This is a genomic window from Acidobacteriota bacterium (assembly GCA_026707545.1).
In the GTDB taxonomy this organism is placed as follows: domain Bacteria; phylum Acidobacteriota; class Thermoanaerobaculia; order Multivoradales; family Multivoraceae; genus Multivorans.
This window is the reverse complement of the sequence record JAPOWR010000003.1, coordinates 37,544-57,680: the sequence shown is the minus strand read 5'-3', so window position 1 is coordinate 57,680 and position 20,137 is coordinate 37,544. Positions and strand designations below refer to the sequence as shown.

The window sequence follows — 20,137 nt, the reverse complement described above, 5'->3', positions numbered from 1 at the left end:
CCGCTGTCACCTGCCCAGGGGCAGGAGCGCTCGTCTTCGGGCGGTCGGATGTCAGGCCGGCGCACCCAGTTCCTGCCGCGCTAGTAGGGCGGGGCCGGATCGAGCCCGACGTCGTTCGCCGCGCCGGCCCGGTGGGAGCGGCCCGGCAGGAGCTCGGTGAGGCGGCGCTCTTCCTCGGGCTGATCGGAGACCTGCAGCACCTCCTTGCGCGAAGGGTTCCGCGGCAGCATGGCCCGTAGCCGCTGCTTCGTTTCGGCGTGCTCCGGGAGGTTCGCCAGGTTGCGCCACTCGTTCGGATCGCTGTCGTGGTCGTAGAGCTCTTCGCCGTCGGGATAGGTGGTGTAACGCCAGCGCTCGGTGCGGATCGAGCTTCTGTCCGGCGCGTCGGAGGTGATCGCGGGGTGATCCCACACGGCCTCGGGATTCTCGAGCAGTGGCCGCAGGCTCTCGCCGTCGAGGTCCTCGCGCCCGGGGAGCCCGGCGAGGTCCGCCAGGGTGGGGTAGATGTCGAGCAGCTCGGCGGTCCGGTCGCAGAATTCTCCCTTCGTCTCGATCCCGGGGCCGGCGAAGATGATCGGCACGCGGCAGGAGCGCTCCCAGAGCGTGTACTTGCGCCACTGGTTCTTCTCGCCTAGCTGCCAGCCGTGGTCGGTCCACAGGACGATGACCGTGTTCCCGGCGTGCGGCCCCTCGTCGAGTGCTTTCAGCACCCGCCCCACGTTCGCATCGGCGAAGTTGATGCACGCGAGATAGGCCGCCACGGCGCGCCGCCACTGCCCCGTCGCCGTCACCAGCTCGTGGTCTTCCAGACCGCGCTCCGTGGGCGCGGACTCCGGCACGTCGTCGAGGTCGTTCGCGAGGTAAGGCGGCAGCTCGATCTCGGCCTCGGGGAACTTGTCGAAGTACTTCTTCGGGGCGTAGAACGGCAGGTGCGGGCGATAGAAGCCGCAGGCCAGGAAGAACGGCCTGGAATGATCTCTCGACAGGTACTCAGCCGCCCAGTTGGCGAGTTGGGTGTCGGTCGTCTCTTCGTCGTCGACGTCGAGGGAACCCCAGTCGAAGCCACCGCGGTCGAGCTCGTTCACGGGGTAGCCGGAGGCCCACAGGAAGCCGCGGAAGCTGTGGTAGTAGTGCCACGACGCGGTCTCGTTCTGGCTCTGGTGAAACGTCTTGCCGCCGCCGATCGCTTCGTAGCCGTGCTGCATGAAGTGCTGCGGCAGGGTGACGGCCAGCGGCATGGCGTCGCGCCAGACGTCCCCGTTGCCGTAGCAGCCCGAGGTGGTCGGGCGCCGGCCGGTCATCAGGCTCGCCCGGGAGGGGTTGCAGGCGGGCGTCTGGCAGTAGGCCCGCCGGAAGGTGACGCCGCGCCCGGCGAGCGCGTCGATGTTCGGCGTGAGCGTCTGCGGGTGTCCGTCGAGAATGCCGATCCAGTCGTTCAGATCGTCGATCGAGATCATCAGGACGTTCGGGCCAGCGGCGCGCGGCTCTCGACTGCCCGCGCAGCCCGCGGCCAGGGCGCCGAGCCCCAGGCCCCCGAGCAGTTCCCGTCGCGAGAGCCGCTCGCCGCTCAAGGCGAGCCGGTCCCGCCAACCGAGATCAGTCCCGTGTCCCTGGCTGGATCGTACTCGGGATTCGGCGTTGGCAGCTCGAGATCCACGCTGGCGAGATAGTCGTCGAGCAAGCGGGAGAGCCGGCGGGCGACCTCGGGACGAAACCGGCTGAGGTCGGTGGTCTCCGCGAGATCCAGATCGAGGTCGTAGAGGACCTCGCGCCCGGACTCCAGCTCGCGGATCAGCTTGTGTTGGTCGAGACGGATCGCTGTCTGAGGCGTGACGTGCTTCATGTTGCGATAGGCGCCGTAGTACCAGATGAGAGGCTCCGTACGCCGATCGACCTCGCCGACTCCTTCGTTTGCCAGCACGCCGGCCAGACTGCCGCCATCGAGCTGGTCGGGAAGCCGATCTCCCGCACCCAGCCACTCGGCGATCGTCGGCAGGAAGTCGTAGCCGATGGCCGGCACGTGACTCTGGCTACCCGCGGCGATACCGGGACCCCGCACGATGAGCGGTACTCGAATGCCGCCTTCCCACACATGCGTCTTGCCCATCGACAGCGGCACGTTGCTGGTCACGGGGCGGTCGGATTCGCCGCCGTTGTCGGAGGTGAAGATGACATAGGTATCGTCGGCGATGCCGAGAGCTTCGATCCTGTCGAGGATCCTGCCGACGCTCTGGTCCAGCTCGTCCGTCATTGCGCCGTAGGTGTTGTTCGAGTGAATGACGCTCGAATAGCCGTGATAGCGCGAAACCGTCTCCGGCTTCGCCAGGACGGGCGTGTGGACAGCGTAGTAGGAGATCTGCAGTAGAAAAGGGTGCCCAGACGCCCCGTGCTTCTCCAGAAAGGCGAGAGATCGTTCGGTGATCTCACCGGTGCGCTTGGGGTCGGGCATGCCCTGCCTTCCGGGCGCGTTCGTCGTGAGGCCGTCGTGCTCGTCGTAGCCATGACGAGCCGGCGAGCCGCCGCCCATGTGCCACTTGCCGATGTGGCCTGCGACGTAACGCGAGTCCTGTTGCTTGAGAAACTCTGCGATCGTCAGCTCCTCATCGGCCAGATCGGAGATCGGGAGCGGCACGTGCATCGGCTTGTTGCGGTAGAAGTCGTCGTAGAAGAACTGGTACACCGCGCGCCCGGTCTCGTCGGGCACGACGTCGATGATGTCGGTGGCTCCGAGCCGTGCAGCGGTCTTCCCCGTTTGAATCGACATGCGGGTCGGCGAGCAGTTCGGCGCCGGAGAGTAGGCGTTGGAGAAACGCATGCCCTGCGACGCCAGGCGCTCGAGATTGGGTGTGCGGTAGAGGTCGCTCTTCGAGCCGGGGACGCGCTCGTCCATCTGCACCGAGGTCCCCGTCCAGCCGAGGTCGTCGGCGAGCAGGATGACGATGTTGGGGGATTCCGAGACTGCCGGGGAGGACACGACAGTGGCGAGCAGAAGGGCTACGAACTTCTCTCTCATTGGCTCCTCCTCCTTCACACCGTAGCAGTTGTAGAGTCGCCCATATGACCGGCAAGGACGACGAGGCACGCGAGCGCGTGCTGGCAAACATCGCGGAGCTCGGTCTCAACGAGAACCTGCTCGAGCTCGAGACCAAGGGGTACACGGTGCTCCCTGGCGTGCTGTCCGAAGACCGGATCGAGCGCGCCAAGGCGGCCATCCTGCGGCGCGTCGAAAGGACGACGGGCAAGAGAATCGATCCCGACACGGCCACGTCCGACGACTTCAGCGGCATGGCGTATCAGCACTACCTGATCTTCGAGGATCCGGTCTTCCCCGAGATCCTGCTGGAGCCGAAGCCGCTCGCGATGATCACGTATCTGCTTGGTGAGAGTTGCGTGTTGTCTTCCATGGGGAGTCACTTTCGTGGGCCCGGCGGCATGCCTTTGTCGGTGCACGCCGATGGGGTTCGGGTCGGCATGACCGAGACGTCCCTGGTCGCCAACTGCAACTACGCGCTGACGCCCTACAGCCGGGAAGCGGGCGCGCTGGTGCTCTTCCCGGGCAGCCATCGAAAGCAGCGCCAGCCCACGGCTCACGAGAACTGGATGGCGGGCAATGAGACCGTTCCGGCGATCATGGCGAAGAAGCTCGATCGGGAAGAGCTGGACGCCCTCGAGTGGACGGTGCCGCGAGGCGCCGTAACCATGGACCTCAATCCGGGAGATGCCGCGATCTGGCATGGCAACTCGTGGCACGGCGGCTGGCGACGCGAGTTGCCTGGCGCGCGGATCAATCTCGCAGCCTATTTCTGCCGGCCTCACCTCTCGACACAGGAGCGACGCGGCGATACCCGGTATCCCGAGGTGTTCGAGCGCTATGCCGACGAGCCCCGGTTTGCCCGCCTGATGGGAGAGAAGATCTTCAACGGCTGGCGTGAAGAAGGGCCGGACTTCACGGGCGCGAAGACTTCGCCCAGCGGCCTGTTCGACTGAGTTACCTGCCCTCGGCCGCCCAGCGCTTCATCAGGGCGATGTTGCGGCTGAGGATGGCAGCCGATTCGGGGTTCGCGCTCACGCGCGCGGAGTACGCGGCCATTTCGCTGTCGTACATGGCTGCTGATTCCGCGCCATGGTCGTTCGTGCGCTCGATCCAATCGTCCATGCGCTTCCTGAGTTTCTTCAGTTGCGCCTGGTGCTTCGGATCGCCGGCCAGGTTCCGGACTTCGAACGGGTCGTCCGACAGGTCATAGAGCTCCTCCGCGGGACGAGTGGGAGCGAAGAGAAGCTGCTGCGTCTCGTTCAACGTCCCGGCAGCATGAGCCTCCCGCAGCGCGATGACAATGCTCTTTCCGTCCTTGTAGAGGTTGGGTTGCAGATGGGGGCGGTTGGGCAGGAAGTTGCGGATGTACTTGAAGCGCGTCGTCCGCAGCGCTCTGATGTAGTCGACCGTCTCGTCGCAGCGGTCGCGGGCGGCGAAGATCGCTGTCCGCTTCTGGTAGTCCCGGGCGAGGATGTCGCGCGCGTGCATGTGGTCGGGAATCTCGATTCCGGCGAGTGCGAGCGAAAGGGCCGCGATGTCGATGTGCTCCACGAGGTCGTCGCGAACCTGCCCGGGCTCGATCGTCGGTCCGGCGATGACCAGGGGCACGTGCAGCCCTTCGTCGTAGAGGAACTGCTTCCCCCTGGCATGGCTGATTCCGTGGTCGGTCATGAAGAGAACGACCGTGTCCTCGAGGTCGCCCTCGTCTTCGAGCCGTTCGATGACGTCGCCGACGAACTTGTCCGTCAGCCGAACCGAGTCGAGGTAGGCCGCCCAGTCCGCCAGCAGGACCGGATCGTTCGGGTAGTACGGGGGAAGCTCCACCATGGAGGGATCGGTCCTGCTCCCCAGCAGCTTCTCGACCCGATCGCTGATCTGCCGGAACGACTCGAGCGATCGGCCGCGGTGTTTTCCGCCGGGGAGGTGAACCTGGGCGAAGAAGGGCTGGCCGGGTTGACGCTGACTCCAGTCGGGACCGTCGTAGATGGCCGGGTCCCACTCGAAGTTGTAGTGCGTCTTTCCTATGGTGGCTCGATCCGTGTTGGGCCAGCCGGTGATCGCGGTGTAGTAGCCGGCTTCCTGGAACAGCTCGGGGATCGGCCGGATGCCGGGAGGCAGGTGGATCTTCAGCTCCCCCTGGCTGCTGTTGTGGTGATGAGCGCCGATGGAAGTCTGGTACATCCCGGTAATGAACGCCGAGCGGTTGGGCGAACAGACCGGCGCCGTGACGTACGCATTCGTGAATCGCACTCCCCGGCTTGCCAGGCGATCGAGATGCGGCGTCTCGATCGCCGTCTCTCCGTAGGAAGAGAGATTGGCCGACATGTCGTCGACGATGATCCAGAGGATGTTCGGCGGCTCCGCTGCCTGCACCGGAAGCGACGTCAGCGCTCCCAGGGCGACAGCGAGGGCGGCGGTCCCGAAGCGGTGCGTCGTCATGGCCCGTTTCTCCATCTGCGTTAGGATTCTGACCATCATGATCACACGACGACAGGCAGTCAAGAGCGTCGCCGCAGCGTCGGTGGGGTCCGCCGTGGGGGCCGCCTTCAGCTTCGCGAAGACGAACCGGGCGAATCTGCTTTTCCTGTGCTCCGATCAGCACCAGACCGCCGCGACCGGCTGCTACGGCAGCGGCGAAGCGCAGACGCCCCACATCGACGAGATCGCCTCGGACGGCGTCCGCTTCGACCGCGCCTACTGCAACGCGCCCGTCTGCGTCCCCTCCCGCGGGTCGATCGTCACCGGTCTTCACCCCTGCAGGCACGGGGCGAGGATCCTGCGGGACCCGCTGCCCAACGAGGCGCGCACGGTCGCCCACTACTTCAAGGATCACGGCTACGTCACCGGCGCGATCGGCAAGATGCACTTCGTCGACGAGACCCGGCGGCACGGCTTCGACCACAGGCTCCATCGCCCCGATCACGACAAACGGCTTACCCAGGCCGAGCAGCAGGCGTTTCGAGATGATCAATACGTGGGCTACCCCGCGGACGGCGGGTACGCGACCGGGCTGAGCGGCTCCGCCTCGACCCTGCCGGAGCGGTACTTCCCCGACACCTTCTTCGCCGAGGAGTCGGTCGCCTTCCTGCGCGAGAACAAGGACCGCCCCTTCTGCCTGTGGACGTCGTTCTACATGCCGCATACGCCCTTGGTTCCGGCGAAGCAGTACTGGGACATGTACGACGGAATCACTCTCAGTCTGCCGGAGCGTTCGGACCGGGAGCTGGAGGACGGCTTCGAGGGGCACCTGATTCGCTCCAGGCAGCGTGGCTGGTACGACCAAAAGGACGACGACCTGCGTGACGCGATCCGCGGCTACTACGGCAACATTTCCCAGACGGACGCCAACGTCGGGCGGGTGTTCGACACGTTGCGCGAGCTGGGGCTCGACAAGAACACGGTGGTCGTCTACACCTCGGACCACGGTGAGATGGCCGGCGCGCACCGCACGTGGACCAAGCACAACATGTACGAGCAGAGCGTCAGCGTGCCGCTGATCGTGCGGATGCCGGACCGGATGGAAGCCGGAACGGCCCGCACTCAGCTCATCGAGCACACCGATCTGCTCCCGACCCTCACGGAGCTGTGCGGGCTGGGGAGCCCCTCCTCCGGGATCGACGGCCGGAGCTTCGCGTCCCTGGTCCAGGGCGGGGCGTACACGCCGCGTGAGCACGCCTACTCGGAGTACTACTTCTGCCATCGCAGCTTCACGGAGGACGACCGCTACGTCGGCAAGCCGCCTATCCTGATGGTGCGCACCGGCAAGTGGAAGCTCAACTACCTGAGCTGGGCGCGCTCGGAGTTGTACGACCTCGAGGCCGATCCGGGAGAGTTCCACAACGTGATCGACGACACCGGCAACTCGGGCATCGTCAGGGAGCTGACCGCCGTCGCCGAGCGCCTCTACGCTGGTTGAGGGAGCTCCGAATCGTGCGGGCTCCATGACCTGCTGCGCTCCGTCGCGTGATTCCGAGCGGCCGGCCCGCGGCGCGGCGCCGGCCTCGGGACCGGCGCCGACCGCGGGACCGAACGGCCGCGACATGGTCCGTCTCGACGGCGGCCGGTTCCTCATGGGCACCGACTCGGCCGATGCCATACCGGGCGACGGCGAGACCCCGGTCCGCGAGATCTTCGTCGATCCGTTCCGCATCGACGCCTGCGCCGTCTCCAACGCCGACTTCGCCGCCTTCGTCGACGCGACCGGCTACCGGACCGACAGCGAGCGGCTGGGCTGGTCCTTCGTCTTCGAGGGTCGCCTGTCGCGCAGGCTCCGACGCACGGCGATCGAGGACCGTCTGCCGGGCGCCGGCTGGTGGTGCAAGATCAGCGGCGCCGACTGGCGTCATCCCGAGGGACCGGGATCGTCGATCGCCCGGCGTCAGGACCATCCCGTCGTCCAGGTGTCGCATCACGACGCTGTGGCGTACTGCGCGTGGGCGGGATGCCGGCTCCCGACCGAGGCGGAGTGGGAGTTCGCGGCTCGCGGAGGAGTGGAGCAGACCGCTCAGCCCTGGGGCGACGAGCTCGAGCCCGATGGCGAGCATCGCTGCAACGTCTGGCAGGGCAGCTTTCCGAAACGCGATCTCGGGCTCGACGGCCATCGCGGCACCTGCCCGGTCGATGCGTTCGAGCCCAACGGCTTCGGTCTCTACAACGTCTGCGGCAACGTCTGGGACTGGTGCGCCGACTGGTGGAGCCCCAGTTCCGCCGCGCCGGGCACTCGCAATCCGCGAGGTCCTGCTGCCGGCACGGCACGCGTCACCCGGGGCGGGTCGTACCTCTGCCATGTCTCCTACTGCAGTCGCTACCGCCTGTCGGCCCGCACCCACAACACGCCCGACAGCGCGGCGGGACACATGGGCTTTCGCTGCGCCGCCGACGTCGGCTAGACCAGGCAAGCCGCGCTAGGGCGGCGCGGCAGGAGTCCAGAAGCCGGCGCGGTGCGCCGAATGCCGGCCAGAACCCGGCTGGCGCGTCCTCGCGCCAGCCGCGTCACAGTCCGAGCGCCCGTCTTCGGGCGGTCGGATGTTAGGCCGGCGCACCCAGTTTCCTGCCGCGCTAGGGCGGCGCGGGTTCGAGCCCGACGTCGTTCGCCGCGCCTGCCCTTTGGGAGCGACCCGGGAGCCTGTCGAGGCGACCCGGCAGGAGTTCGGTGAAGCGACGCTGCTCCTCGGGCAGGTCGACGACCTGCAGCACCTTCTTGCGGGAAGGGTTCCGCGGCAGCATGGCCCGCAGCCGCTGCTTCGTGCCGGCGTGCTCGGGGACGTTCGCCAGATTGCGCCACTCGTTCGGATCGTGGTCGTGGTCGTAGAGCTCTTCACCGTCGGGATAAGTGGTGTAGCGCCAGCGCTCGGTGCGAATCGAGCTCCTGTCCGGCGCCTCGGAGGTGATCGCGGGGCGATCCCGCTCCGCTTCGGGATCCTCGAGCAGCGGCCGCAGGCTCTCGCCGTCCAGCTCCTCGCGTTCGGGCAGCCCGGCGAGATCCGCCAGGGTGGGGTAGATGTCCAGCAGCTCGGCGGTCCGGTCGCAGAATTCTCCCCTGGCCTCGACCCCGGGGCCGGCGAAGATGATCGGCACCCGGCAGGAGCGCTCCCATAGTGTGAACTTGCTCCAGTGGTTCTTCTCGCCGAGCTGCCAGCCGTGGTCGGTCCACAGGACGATGACCGTGTTCTCGGCGTGCGGCCCTTCGTCGAGCGCCTTCAGCACGCGCCCCACGTTCGCGTCGGCGTAGTTGATGCACGCCAGATAGGCCGCCACGGCGCGCTTCCACTGCCCGGCCGCCGTCACCAGTTCGTGGTGGCCCAATCCGAGTTCCGAGGGCGCGGACTCAGGCACGTCGTCGAGGTCGTTCTCGAGATAGGGCGGCAGCTCGATCTCGGCCTCGGGGAACTTGTCGAAGTACTTCCTTGGCGCGTAGAACGGCAGGTGCGGGCGATAGAAACCGCAGGCGAGGAAGAACGGCCTGGAGTGATCTCTCGACAGGTACTCAGCCGCCCAGTTGGCGAGCTGGGTATCGGTCGTCTCTTCGTCGTCGACGTCGAGGGCGCCCCAGTCGAGGTTGAGGCGGTCGAGCCCGCTCACGGGGTAGCCGGGGGCCCACAGAAAGCCACGGAAGCTGTTGTAGTAGTGCCACGACGCGGCGTCATTCTGCGATTGGTGAAACGTCTTGCCCCCGCCGATCGCTTCGTAGCCGTGCTGCATGAAGTGCTGCGGCAGAGTCACGGCCCGCGGCATGGCGTCGCGCCAGACGTCTCCGTTGCGATAACACCCCGATGTCGTCGGGCGCCTGCCGGTCATCAGACTCGCCCGGGAGGGGTTGCAGACGGGCGCCTGGCAGTAGGCTCGCCGGAAGGTGACGCCGCGCCCGGCGAGCGCGTCGATGTTCGGCGTGAGCGTCTGCGGGTGACCGTCGAGGACGCCGATCCAGTCGTTCAGGTCGTCGATCGAGATCATGAGGACGTTCGGGCCTCCAGGACGCGGCTCTTCACCGCCTGCACAGCCCGCGGCCAGGGCGCCGAGCCCCAGGCGCTTGAGCACTTCTCGTCGAGAAAGCACTTGTCCAAAAGAAAGACACCGGCGGCTGGGCCGCCGGTGTCTGGGAATCTCAACGAAGCCCACTGTCCCTCGACGCGCTCAGAAGCGGAACCCCACCTTGACTCGAAGCTCGCGCGGCAACTGCCAGGCCGCGAGCGAGTTGATGGGCTCGAGGGTATTCGTATCGATCTCGAGCACCTTCTGCTCGTCGGTGACGTTGGCGACCTCGAAGCCGAGCTGCCCTTCCCATTGGCCACGAATCGGGAAAGACCACATGGCCGACAGGTCGAGAGTAAAGATGTCCCCCAACTGCTGGCCGTCCCGCGGCGTGGTGAATGTCACGGTGTCGATCTCGACACCGGTCACCGGATGCGCAACGGTAGTGGAAGCAGACCGGCCGAAGTACCTGCCGGTGGTCGTTGCCAGGAAGCCACCCAGTGTCAGGGCGTGATTGCCGAAATCCAGGCGTTTCATGGCGACGATGTTCATCCGATCGACATCGTGACTCAGCCGCCCATCCCGGAATCTGGTGGTGACGTCGGTTCCGCCAGGTGGGATACCCGCGTCCTGCACCTCTTGATTCGGCAGCTCGATACCGCCGAGGCCCTCGAAGAGGTTGTTGGCGGAGTTTGCGTTTGCCGCGTTTCCTGTGGCCTCGCCGATGGTCAGGTTGGAGCGAAGCGCCCAACCGTTGCGGAATCTGCGATTGAGCTCGAGACTGAGGGCTTCGTATTCGCGGAAGGCGCCGGGCCAGTTGCGCACCACGCGCACGACGTCCATGCCGTCAGCGGTGAACTGGTCGTTGCCAAAGAAGATGTCCTTGGTCTCGTGCATCACCACGTTCGACTTGAAGACCCAGTTGCTCGAGATCTGCCAGTCCACGCCCAACGCAACCTGATCCTTGTACGGGTGGTCGACCGGCTGCAGGGTCTGGGTCTCGCCCGCCGGCCTCCTGCTCAGGCGGAAGCGGTCGTAGCGCTGGGTGGCGGGATTCCAGTTGTACTCGTCGAAGCTCTGCTGCCCGGTGGGTAGCACACTGAACTCGCGAAAGGCGAAGTCCAGGCCGATGTTCTGGTAGTAGCGTCCGACGCTGCCGCGAACCAGCAGCGTGCCGTCGGCATTGACGTCGTAGACCACCGTCAGACGCGGCGCCAGGTTGTCGGAATCGTGGACCCGCGTGCTGACGTCGTTGTCGATTGTCTCGGCGTCGTAGCGCACGCCCATGTGGAGGCTCCAGCGATCACCGACGTCGAGCCGGTCCTGCACATAGGCCGAGCTCTCGACACCCTCGCTGTGGGACGGCAGGGACTCCTGGAAGATCCGCACGCGCTGCGGTGTCACGTAGCCTCCGGGGCACTCAAGACAGAAGTTCCGGCCTCGATACTCCTTGCCCACGTTGCCGTAGTTGGTGAACGCGATGTCCTGGATGTCGATGCCGAACTTGATCTCGTTGCGCCCCTTGAAAAGAGTCGCCGAGCCATGGGCCGTGTCGCGAGGGAAGTCGTTGAAGCCGATTCCGTTCCCGCTCGTCACGCCATTGAAGCGAGCGGCGCGAGCATGCGCCAGATCGCGGTAGCGGAAGTTGTTGTCGACCGGATTGTCGGAGCATTCGGGGCAGAGGTCGTCCGGATCCTTGGGGTACTTGAGAGTGCGAGGGAAGAGATCCTTGCGCTCGGACACCTTGACCTCGATGAAGGTCGAGCTCGTCGCGGCGAAGCTCCAGCTCGCAGTCAGTACGTTGGCGTAGAGGGGACGGTTCGTGATGGCTCTGAGGTCACCGGTGCGAAAAGGTGCCGCGATGCCCTCGCCGCGCGAATCGATCCACGTCCCCGCCAACTGGTGCCGATCGTTGGGCTGGTAGTTGAGCTTGAGGATGCGCGGCACCGATGTGCGACTGATGTCGGCTATTTCGCCGCTCGCCAGTTGGTCCAGCAGGTTGTCGCTCAGCTCGGCGTGAGCGGCGAAGAACCACGCCTTTTCGCGGAAAATGGGCCCGCCCAGCGACGCCTCGTAGCTGGGGATCTGCTCGTCCGGCCGCTCCAGCCCGAACTGGTTCACCGCTCTCCACTTCGGATTCTGGCCGACGTAGAGAGCATCGCCGTGAAACTCGTTGGTGCCGGTTTTGACGGTCGAGTTGATGATGCCGCCGGAGGCCCGGCCGTACTCGGCGCCGAAGCCCATCGATTCGACACTGGTCTCCGACAACGCCGACGCCGGCATGATCAGGCGCGCCTCCCCAAGCCGCCTGGTGTTCGAGGTGTCCACGCCATCGACCAGGACCTGCGTCTCGTTCTGAATGCCGCCGTTGATCGCGGGAGAAGTGTCGAACTGACCGATGTTCACCACTCCCGGCAGCGCGCGGATGGTGGCATTGTAGGCGCGGGTGGCGAAGGCGGCGTTCTCGACCACTTCCGACTTGAGGGCGCTGATCGCGCCGGTCTCGTACTTCGACACCAGCGGCGCCTCGCCGAGGACCGTGATCTCTTCCACGGTGCCCCCTTGCAGGGTCAGGTCGACTCCCCGGCGCTCACCCGGATTGAGCGTTGTCGCAAGCTCGGCCGTTCCCAGCCCCTCGAGCACGGCGCTGACGGTGAAGTCACCCGCCTGCAGCAGCGCGAAGCGATAGCGCCCCTCGGCATCGGAGATGGTGGTCGTCGTTCTCTGAGGACCCTCGAGGGTCACCGTGGCCCCGGGCAGGCCCTCCCCCTCGGCGTCGAGAACGCGGCCGTCGATCGTCCCCGTCTGCGGGCCGTCGGCCCATAGCGGCAACGGAGCACACAGGCTCACGGCGAGAATCCAGATGCAGGTCCTGGAAGTGCTGGTGGTCAGGGCTGGTCCCTCCTTGGTCTGTCTCTCCTCCTCGGTCTCCGCGGGCGCTGTCAGAGGCCCCGCGCAACTAGCAGTGTAGCGCCAATCCTGTTTGATCTTCAATCCTTGTTGGAGAGTCGGGCCAGACCCCGCGCGGATTCTGGCCCGCAGCCAGGCTGCGGACGCTACCGGCTGGCTCTCGTCTGCGCCGCGACCTCCCTCTCCTGGAAGCGGGCGCCGCGGAGAGTGTTGCCCATCGAGTAGTTGGCTTCGTGGCAGGCGAACTCGTACAGCTTGTCGTTCGTGGCGGGCCAGGTGTACTCGCCGCTGTAGGGCGTCTCCCAGTCACCGCTCTTCACGGTGAATTCGTAGAGAAGAGTGTTCTCGTCGGTGAGAGAGAAGCGCTCGACGACGTGCTGATCGTGCGGGGGGGAGGGCTCGCCGAAGAGGGTGACCGTCCCCCAGTTCTCCTCCAGGAAGTTGGTCGTCTCTACGACCAGCGTGTCACCCTCCCACCAGCCGACCGAATCGCCGCTGCGTGAGCGAATCTCCGGCGGCAGATGCCTGGCTTCGGCCCGCGAAGGGCTGAGTCGAATGACGCGCGCTTCGTGCATCCACTCGATGAGGATCATCACGTGATTCTCGGTCTGCACGATCGTCTTGAGGTTGTTGTAGTTCTTCGGCAGCACCGGGATCGTTGCCTCGAGCGTGAAGATGCAGCGATCGGCGATCGACAGTGACTCAGGCCCGTCGTAGGGGCCGGCCTGGAGATCGCGCCACCAGGCGGGGCTCGCGTTCCTGTCCGCCAGACTCCGACGTACGTAGAGGCCCTCGCGACGCTCGCGCCCCCTCTCGGTGAGGGGTGGAAGGCGGCCGTCGGGCGGATCGGTAAGGAGCGATGTGCGGTACTTGCCGTGGACCGCAACCGCCTCGGTGCCGCGATCATGAAAGAACTCGTTGTAGCCGCCTAGCCGGCCGGTGAAAGGCGGGGGTGGGCGATTCGGATCGCTGGGGCGAGAGCGCTGAGCCGTTCTCTCGGCCGCGCTCCGTCTGATCTCTTCGGCCTCGGCGGGGGTGAGAAAGAGGCGGTTTCCGAATTCGGGACTCCTCTGCAGCGGCGTCAGGGTGCCGATGTCGTAGTTCCCCGACAGATCGGGCTTGCCGCTGGCGGTTCGAGGGATCTCGCTCGCGGAGGCGACCCCAACCGCGGCCACGACGACCACGAGGAGCGGGGCGATCCTGGTCTCGGCTTGGTGGCTCATCTGAGATCCTCCAGATGGGCGGAGTTGGCTGGCTTTCAGCTAGTACCCTATCGGAGCAGTCAGCGCTCATGAGATTCGTTCGCGTCGCGTCCATCACCGTTCTGGCTCTTCTTGCCGGGGTCGTAGCGGCTCAGGATCGGCGCGGCTCGGGCGACTACCTGTCGCAAGAGCTACGCGCCCGAGTGGACGCGCTGGTGGAAGAGGCCTCTGTTCCGACCGGCGACATCGACGAACTGACCTCCAGGTTCCGGACTCTCTGGGAATGGGGGAACGCATACGCGCGAGAGCGCGGCCGCATCCCTGATGACTTCCCTCAGAACGCGTCCTACCTGAACCCGGCCTTGCGTGGGCGTGCCGGTCAACCCATCCCGGTCGACCGCGTTTCGGATCTCATCGGCTACATGGTCCGGCAACTCCAGGTCCTGGACGAGGCCCCTGGAGCCTTGGGCAGCCTGACGATCTCTTCCGAGGGGCCCTTTTCAGCGGGAGGGTACGCCACGGTCACGCAGACCTACACCGTCGGGGACCGGCCGATCGCCGAAGGCGGCGGGCTGATCCTTGGCAAGGGGCGGCGGAACGGCGCCTTGTCCACGCGCGCCACGGACGCCGACTTCGTCACCGTCCGCTCTTCGAATCCGAACGCCCGGTTCTCCGCCGTCGAGCCCTGGACGCCCTACCCGGTTGGACTCACCGGAACCTCGATCGGATTCCGTCTAAGCGGCGTCGCGCTGCAAGAGGACGACACGGTGACCGTGACGTACGGGGATCGATCCGGCGGCGGGCCGGGCATGAAGCTGCAGGAATGGTCCAACGACGAAGTCCCCCTTCCGTTCCTGGTGGATCTGGACGGAGACGGCGTGCTCCTCTGGCCCGACTGGCCGTCGTTCGAGGTCGTCGGAGAGGAGAGAGCGAGCTCTCTTAACGCGATTGTGCCGTCGGTGGTCAAACCGGGCGAGGAATTCACCCTGACGATTCGCGCCGAGGACCGCTTTCGCAACGTTGCGTCAGCCGGTCCGGGCGAACTGGAGGTGCTGCTGGACGGCGAGCCCTTCCGGACACTCTCGGCCGAGTCGGAAGCGCTGATGCAGATCGAGAACGTCGCCATCCGCTCCGAGGGCGTCCATCGGTTCGCGGTGCGCACCGCCGACGGGACCTTGCAGGGGGTCAGCAACCCCGTCCTCGTCGAGAGGAATCCGGCTCGGCGCATCTACTGGGGAGAGACGCACGGTCACACCGGGATGGCGGAGGGACAGGGTTCCGCCGAAGGCTACTTCCGCTTCGGGCGTGACGCGGCCCGGCTCGACTTTCTCACATTGTCCGAGCACGACCGCTGGCTCGACGACGGCGAATGGCGGACGCTGCAGGAGCTTGCCGAGGAATACCGCGCGCCAGGGCGATTCACGCCGATTCTCGGGTTCGAGTGGACGAATCAGATGGCCGACGGCGGACACCACAACGTCTTCTTCCGCGACGTGCCTGGACGACGACGCGTCGGCACGCAGGAAAAGCCTCTGCTCGACGAGCTCTACGCGGAACTGCGAGCGGCGAACCGGAGTGACGACGTGCTGATCATTCCGCACGCCCACCAGCCGGGCGACTGGACCCGCAGCGACGCCGAGATGCAGAAGCTGGTCGAGATCCAGTCCAGCCACGGCACATTCGACTGGTTCGGAAACCGGTACCTGCAGAACGGGTTCCGGATCGGGTTCGTCGGCGCGTCGGACAACCACACCGGCCATCCGGGCTACGGCTTCATGGGCGGGCCCGGACAGTCTTCGGGTACGCAACTGGGGGGGCTCGCCGCGGTCCTGGCGGCGGAGAACACGGGTGAAGCGATCTTCAACGCGCTGCGCAGTCGGGCGACGTATGCGACCACCGGCGAACGCATCGTCCTTGACGCGTGGCTCAATGGAGTCCCCATGGGACAGGAGCAACCCGCCACGAACCGGAGAGAGCTGGAATGCCGGGTGTACGGCACGGCTCCGATCGACGCCATCGATGTGGTCAAGAACGGCCGCATCGTGTATTCGCGGCGGTACCTCGAAGCTGATGTGACGAGCGCCGCGGTCGTGCAGGTGAGCTTCGAGGCGTCGACAGAGGTCGTGGGCGAGCGCCGGGGCCCTCGGGGCGGTCGGCCGTGGCTAGGCGTCATTCGCGTCGAGGGCGCGGAGGTCATCGGTCACCGGGACCCCTGGTTCCGCCATCCGGGTTCCTACGCCACGGAGCGGACGGGAAACGAGATCCGGTTCAGAATGCTCACCCGAGGGCGCAGTACGGCGATTCTGCTTCGGCTGCGCGCCGCCGACGCCGACACGCGCGTGATCGTGGACATGGAGTCGACGCAGGAGTTGCGCGGAACGGGAAGCGACCAGCGCGAGCCGCAGCGGATTCCCGCCCGGGTCGAGGCCTTTCGGCTCGGAAGCCTCGGCGGTCAGGTCGACCGACGGGAGCTTCGAGTGCTGGATCACACCGATGCCCTCTCGGTCCAGGTGGTCAGCGACCAGGGCGACTTCGATCAGGACTTTCGATACGCGGATCTTGACAATCCGCAGGCCGGCGACTACTACTATGTGCGGGTGCGCCAGGTTGACGGCGCGATGGCGTGGTCGAGCCCCTTTTGGGTGGGCGAGAGCCCCGCCGGCGATTCCGACTAAGGGGAGGCGCCAACATGATGAACCGAAGAGAGTTCCTGGCCTCGGGCCTGGCGGCGACGGTTCTCCACTCCGCACCGGGAAGGGTGCTTGCTCGCCCAGACTCGGGGAGAACGTTCCGCGTCGCCCACGTTGGAAACATCTGGCCCGACAGCGTTGAGGAAGCGATACGCGAGTGCGGTCGCCTGGGCTTCGAGGGCATCGAGCCCTACATGGGCAGCATCGTCAAGTACGTCGACCGGCCGCAGGCCCTCACGGAGCTGCTGGATGCGGCCGGCATTCGCATGGCGACATGCTCCAATGGCGGCGCATCGATGGCCGACAACTTCACCGATCCTTCCAAGGTGGAGGAGACGATCGCCGCACACGCCACGTTTGCGCGTGATTTCCTTGCCCACTTCGGTTGTTCGCATTTCAAGATCAACGTGGGTCCCCAACGTGAGGGAGGGACGATCGGCGACGAGCAACTGCGGACGATGGCGAAGGCCCTGAACGAGCTGGGCAAGCGCACCGCCGAGGTTGGAGTCAGGCTGGCCCCTCACCCTCACCTCTGGTCACCCTTTGAACGGCAGGAGGAGGTCGATCGCGTCCTGGAGCTGACGGACCCGCGATACGTCTACCTGACCGCGGATACGGCGCATCTGACACTTGCCGGTATGGACCCGGTCAAGTTCCTCAGCGAGCACTATGACCGCGTAGCGGCCATCCACTTCAAGGACATACCGGCGAAGTACCACGGGTACCAGGGTCCCTCACCTTCTCGCGAGGAGCACCGCCGGGTCGGCCTCTACAAGAGGATGGGTGCGGGCGGTGTGGATTTCGTGGCGTTCACGAAGATCCTTCGGGAAAAGAAGTTCAGTGGCTGGGTGAGCCTCGACTACGGCAGACCACGCCCAGAGGAAGGAAGCGTGGCCGACTACGTGGACCACAACGTCCAATACCTCAACGATGTCCTGGACATCCGGCTGTAGTCAGCGCGGTGCTGGACAGGCCAGCAAGTTAGCCACAGTTTCGCTCCTCCTGGTGGGGTTCTTGTCCGTCACCGCCCAGGTCCGGGCGGCGGACGAGTTCATCGCCGTCACCGACGAGATGCTGCAGGACCCCAGCGATGACGACTGGCTCATGTGGCGCCGGACCCTGGACGGCTGGGGCTACAGCCCGCTCGACCAGATCGACCGCCAGAATGTGAACGAGCTGCGCCTCGTCTGGTCACGCGGGATGAGCGAGGGTCGCCAGCAGGGGACTCCGCTGGTCTACGACGGAGTGATCTACCTGCCCAACCCGAAGGACGTCATTCAGGCGATCGATGCGGTGAGCGGCGACCTGATCTGGGAGCATCGCCGCGACCTTCCCGACGACGTTGCCAGCTACGTCGGCAGCCTCGGCGCCAACAACCGCAATCTGGCCATCTACGACAGGTTGATCATCGATACCAGTTACGACGAGCACATCTTCGCCCTCGACGCGACGACGGGCGAGTTGGTCTGGGACACGGAGATCCTCGACTACCGGACGCATCCGGCGATCCAGGGTTCCGGTCCCATCATCGCCGACGGCAAGGTGATCTCCGGGCGCAGTTGCCGGCGACTCGCCGGGCCTGAGGCGTGTGTCGTCACCGCCCACGATCCGCACACCGGCAGAGAACTGTGGCGCCGGCGCACGATTCCCGCGCCCGGCGAGCCGGGAGACGAGAGCTGGGGTGGGGTGCCCTTCGCGGATCGCAGGCACGTCGGCACCTGGATGGTGCCGAGCTACGATCCCGCCCTCGAGCTCCTCTACATCGGAACGTCGGTGACCTCGCCGGCGCCGAAGTTCCTCCTCGGCGGCGCGAAGAACAGGCACCTCTACCACAACTCCACCCTGGCGCTCGAGGTGGCCACCGGCGAGATCGCCTGGTACTACCAGCATCTCATCGACCACTGGGATCTCGACCATCCCTTCGAACGCATCCTGGTCGACACGGCGGTCGCGCCCGACCCGAGCGAGGTGCCGTGGATCAACCCCCGTCTCGAGCCGGGAGAAGTGCGCAAGGTGACGACCGGGATTCCAGGCAAGACCGGCGTGGTCTACACCCTCGACCGCGAGACCGGAGAGTTTCTCTGGGCCACTCCCACCGTGACGCAGAACGTGATCAGCGACATCGACGGCGCCACCGGAGAGGTGACCGAGAACGTCGAGACGGTGTTCACCGAGCTCGGCCAGACCATCCTCGTCTGTCCGAGCTACTTCGGCGGCAGGGATTGGCAGGCCGGCGCCTACAGCCCGCTGACCGGCAACATGTTCTTCCCCCTGCGCAACACCTGCGCGCAGATGACCGCCAGCCTGGAGGAACGTCTCGCCCTCTACGCTCTGAACGTGGATGACCAGATCGCCCCCGGCACCGACCAACTGGGTAGCGTCTACGCCGTTTCGGTGAAGACCGGAAAGATCGTCTGGACTCACGAGCAGCGGGCCGGAACCCAGGCGCTGTTCGCGAGCGGCGGCGGACTGGTCTTCGTGGGCGATGCGAACGGGCGTTTCAAGGCTCTGGACCAGGAAACCGGCGACGTCCTGTGGGAGATCAATCTCGGCTCGGCGGTCTCCGGCTTTCCGATCAGCTATGGGGTCGACGGACGGCAGTATGTCGTCGCTTCGACCGGCCCTGGGTCGGCGGCGCTTGGCTCGCCGCTCACCCCCGAGCTGCGCCCGAGCTCGAGCAACACCCTCTTCGTCTTCGCTCTGCCTGAGCGCAGAGTGTCTGCCCAACAAGGCGCAGGGGGTCAATGAGGAGGAGAGCAACAATGAGGAGGAGAGCAACGATGAACGTGTTTCCGACCGTGAGGTCCGTAGGCCTCTGCCTTGTTGCACTCGGGTTCTGTGTGCAGACGCCCGCCCTCGCGCAAGACATCGGACTCTGCATTTCCGAGCGATTCGCTGATCAGGTGGCCGATGTGGTCGCGCAGCAGGACGGCGCGCACATGATTCGTTTCGGTGATCACGCGGAGCTCGTGGAGAGAGTGGCGCAGTGCGATGCCGTCATCGCCATGGCACCAACCGGCCTCGACGAGGTTCTCCGTGCCGGGTCGCGCCTGCGCTGGCTGCAGACCGCGAGCGCCGGGGTCGAGAGACTGGTGCGCTTCGAGGAGCTCGTGGCTTCGGACATCGTGTTGACGAACACAAAGATCCTCCAGGGGCCTGAGATCGCCGATCACGCCTTTGCCCTGCTCCTGACTCTCACTCGCGACATCCGCTTCTTCAACAAGCAGGAGACATGGAACCGCGCAAACCCTCTTCCCATCATCGAGCTGCGGGGCAAGACGGCTCTGATCATCGGCCTGGGGGGCATCGGTAGCCAGATCGCGCAGCGCGCGGCGGCCTTCGAGATGCGCGTCATCGCGGTCGATCCGAAGGACATTCCCATGGGCCGGGATCTTGACTATGTCGGTACGCCGGACCAGCTCGACGAGCTCCTGCCGGAGGCCGACGTCGTCTTCAGCAGCGTTCCGCACACGCCGGCCTCCCGCGGCATGCTCGGCAAGGAGCAGTTCGCGCTGATGAAGGACGGGGTCTACATCGTCAACGTGTCACGCGGCGCGATCGTCGACACCGACGCTCTCGTGGCGGCGCTCCGCTCCGGCAAGGTGCGTGGGGCGGGTCTCGACGTGACCGACCCCGAGCCCCTGCCCGACGGTCATCCCCTCTGGTCGATGCCCAACGTGGTCATCACGCCACACATTGCGACGGTGTCCGATCACTCGATCGAGCGGCGGGTCATTCTCTTCCGCGACAACATCGAGCGTTTCGTCAACGGCCGTCCGCTGCGTAACGTGATCGACAAGAAACTGGGGTACTGACGAATCCAGGGGTGG

General features: G+C 66.0%; 13 protein-coding genes. 7 read left to right on the top strand and 6 right to left on the bottom strand.

Annotated features, from left to right (window positions below; genetic code table 11):
- Positions 1–80: 80 nt before the first annotated feature.
- Positions 81–1,571 (bottom strand): sulfatase, encoded by a 1,491-nt coding sequence (locus OXG83_14580; GenBank protein MCY3966259.1) that lies wholly within the window; start codon positions 1,569–1,571, stop codon positions 81–83.
- On the bottom strand, positions 1,568–3,013 hold the full coding sequence (locus tag OXG83_14575) for a sulfatase (protein MCY3966258.1): 1,446 nt from the start codon (positions 3,011–3,013) through the stop codon (positions 1,568–1,570). The genes OXG83_14580 and OXG83_14575 overlap by 4 nt, the downstream gene beginning before the upstream one ends.
- Before the next feature lie 44 nt (positions 3,014–3,057).
- Between OXG83_14575 and OXG83_14570 the strand changes: the two genes are divergently transcribed.
- Positions 3,058–3,987: a phytanoyl-CoA dioxygenase family protein gene (locus OXG83_14570; protein MCY3966257.1), complete on the top strand. Its 930-nt coding sequence runs from the start codon at positions 3,058–3,060 to the stop codon at positions 3,985–3,987.
- 1 nt (position 3,988) lies between these two features.
- Here the strand turns inward: OXG83_14570 and OXG83_14565 are convergent, their stop codons facing one another.
- Positions 3,989–5,473: a sulfatase gene (locus OXG83_14565; GenBank protein MCY3966256.1), complete on the bottom strand. Its 1,485-nt coding sequence runs from the start codon at positions 5,471–5,473 to the stop codon at positions 3,989–3,991.
- Positions 5,474–5,510: 37 nt separating this feature from the next.
- Between OXG83_14565 and OXG83_14560 the strand changes: the two genes are divergently transcribed.
- Together OXG83_14560 and OXG83_14555 are read left to right on the top strand one after the other, a co-directional pair.
- Positions 5,511–6,950 (top strand): sulfatase-like hydrolase/transferase, encoded by a 1,440-nt coding sequence (locus tag OXG83_14560; protein MCY3966255.1) that lies wholly within the window; start codon positions 5,511–5,513, stop codon positions 6,948–6,950.
- 25 nt (positions 6,951–6,975) lie between these two features.
- Positions 6,976–7,923 carry a formylglycine-generating enzyme family protein gene (locus tag OXG83_14555; GenBank protein MCY3966254.1) on the top strand — a complete coding sequence of 316 codons (948 nt, stop codon included), beginning with the start codon at positions 6,976–6,978 and terminating at the stop codon, positions 7,921–7,923.
- Between the two features lie 169 nt (positions 7,924–8,092).
- Here the strand turns inward: OXG83_14555 and OXG83_14550 are convergent, their stop codons facing one another.
- From OXG83_14550 to OXG83_14540, 3 genes are all read right to left on the bottom strand, one after another.
- Positions 8,093–9,487, bottom strand: a complete 1,395-nt coding sequence (locus tag OXG83_14550; protein MCY3966253.1) for a sulfatase — start codon at positions 9,485–9,487, stop codon at positions 8,093–8,095.
- A 180-nt stretch (positions 9,488–9,667) separates the two neighbouring features.
- Positions 9,668–12,355 (bottom strand): TonB-dependent receptor, encoded by a 2,688-nt coding sequence (locus tag OXG83_14545; GenBank protein ID MCY3966252.1) that lies wholly within the window; start codon positions 12,353–12,355, stop codon positions 9,668–9,670.
- Positions 12,356–12,561: 206 nt separating this feature from the next.
- Positions 12,562–13,638: a hypothetical protein gene (locus OXG83_14540; GenBank protein ID MCY3966251.1), complete on the bottom strand. Its 1,077-nt coding sequence runs from the start codon at positions 13,636–13,638 to the stop codon at positions 12,562–12,564.
- Positions 13,639–13,706: 68 nt separating this feature from the next.
- Here OXG83_14540 and OXG83_14535 point away from each other — a divergent pair, with 68 nt between their 5' ends.
- The 4 genes from OXG83_14535 to OXG83_14520 all read left to right on the top strand — a co-directional run bounded on the left by OXG83_14535 (position 13,707) and on the right by OXG83_14520 (position 20,122).
- Entirely contained in the window at positions 13,707–16,292 is a 2,586-nt protein-coding gene (locus tag OXG83_14535; GenBank protein ID MCY3966250.1) for a DUF3604 domain-containing protein, read from the top strand.
- Positions 16,293–16,306: 14 nt separating this feature from the next.
- On the top strand, positions 16,307–17,260 hold the full coding sequence (locus tag OXG83_14530) for a sugar phosphate isomerase/epimerase (protein MCY3966249.1): 954 nt from the start codon (positions 16,307–16,309) through the stop codon (positions 17,258–17,260).
- 52 nt (positions 17,261–17,312) lie between these two features.
- Entirely contained in the window at positions 17,313–19,055 is a 1,743-nt protein-coding gene (locus OXG83_14525) for a PQQ-binding-like beta-propeller repeat protein (protein ID MCY3966248.1), read from the top strand.
- 191 nt (positions 19,056–19,246) lie between these two features.
- Positions 19,247–20,122 (top strand): D-2-hydroxyacid dehydrogenase, encoded by an 876-nt coding sequence (locus tag OXG83_14520; protein MCY3966247.1) that lies wholly within the window; start codon positions 19,247–19,249, stop codon positions 20,120–20,122.
- Positions 20,123–20,137: the final 15 nt, after the last annotated feature.

What these genes read in the sequence shown, in the direction of transcription:
- OXG83_14560 (MCY3966255.1), top strand. Translation starts at nt 5,511, where the DNA reads ATGATCACACGACGACAGGCAGTCAAGAGCGTCGCCGCAGCGTCGGTG.
- OXG83_14570 (MCY3966257.1), top strand. Translation starts at nt 3,058, where the DNA reads ATGACCGGCAAGGACGACGAGGCACGCGAGCGCGTGCTGGCAAACATC.
- OXG83_14540 (MCY3966251.1), bottom strand. Translation starts at nt 13,638, where the DNA reads ATGAGCCACCAAGCCGAGACCAGGATCGCCCCGCTCCTCGTGGTCGTC.
- OXG83_14565 (MCY3966256.1), bottom strand. Translation starts at nt 5,473, where the DNA reads ATGACGACGCACCGCTTCGGGACCGCCGCCCTCGCTGTCGCCCTGGGA.
- OXG83_14520 (MCY3966247.1), top strand. Translation starts at nt 19,247, where the DNA reads ATGATTCGTTTCGGTGATCACGCGGAGCTCGTGGAGAGAGTGGCGCAG.
- OXG83_14535 (MCY3966250.1), top strand. Translation starts at nt 13,707, where the DNA reads ATGAGATTCGTTCGCGTCGCGTCCATCACCGTTCTGGCTCTTCTTGCC.
- OXG83_14575 (MCY3966258.1), bottom strand. Translation starts at nt 3,013, where the DNA reads ATGAGAGAGAAGTTCGTAGCCCTTCTGCTCGCCACTGTCGTGTCCTCC.
- OXG83_14555 (MCY3966254.1), top strand. Translation starts at nt 6,976, where the DNA reads ATGACCTGCTGCGCTCCGTCGCGTGATTCCGAGCGGCCGGCCCGCGGC.
- OXG83_14550 (MCY3966253.1), bottom strand. Translation starts at nt 9,487, where the DNA reads ATGATCTCGATCGACGACCTGAACGACTGGATCGGCGTCCTCGACGGT.
- OXG83_14530 (MCY3966249.1), top strand. Translation starts at nt 16,307, where the DNA reads ATGATGAACCGAAGAGAGTTCCTGGCCTCGGGCCTGGCGGCGACGGTT.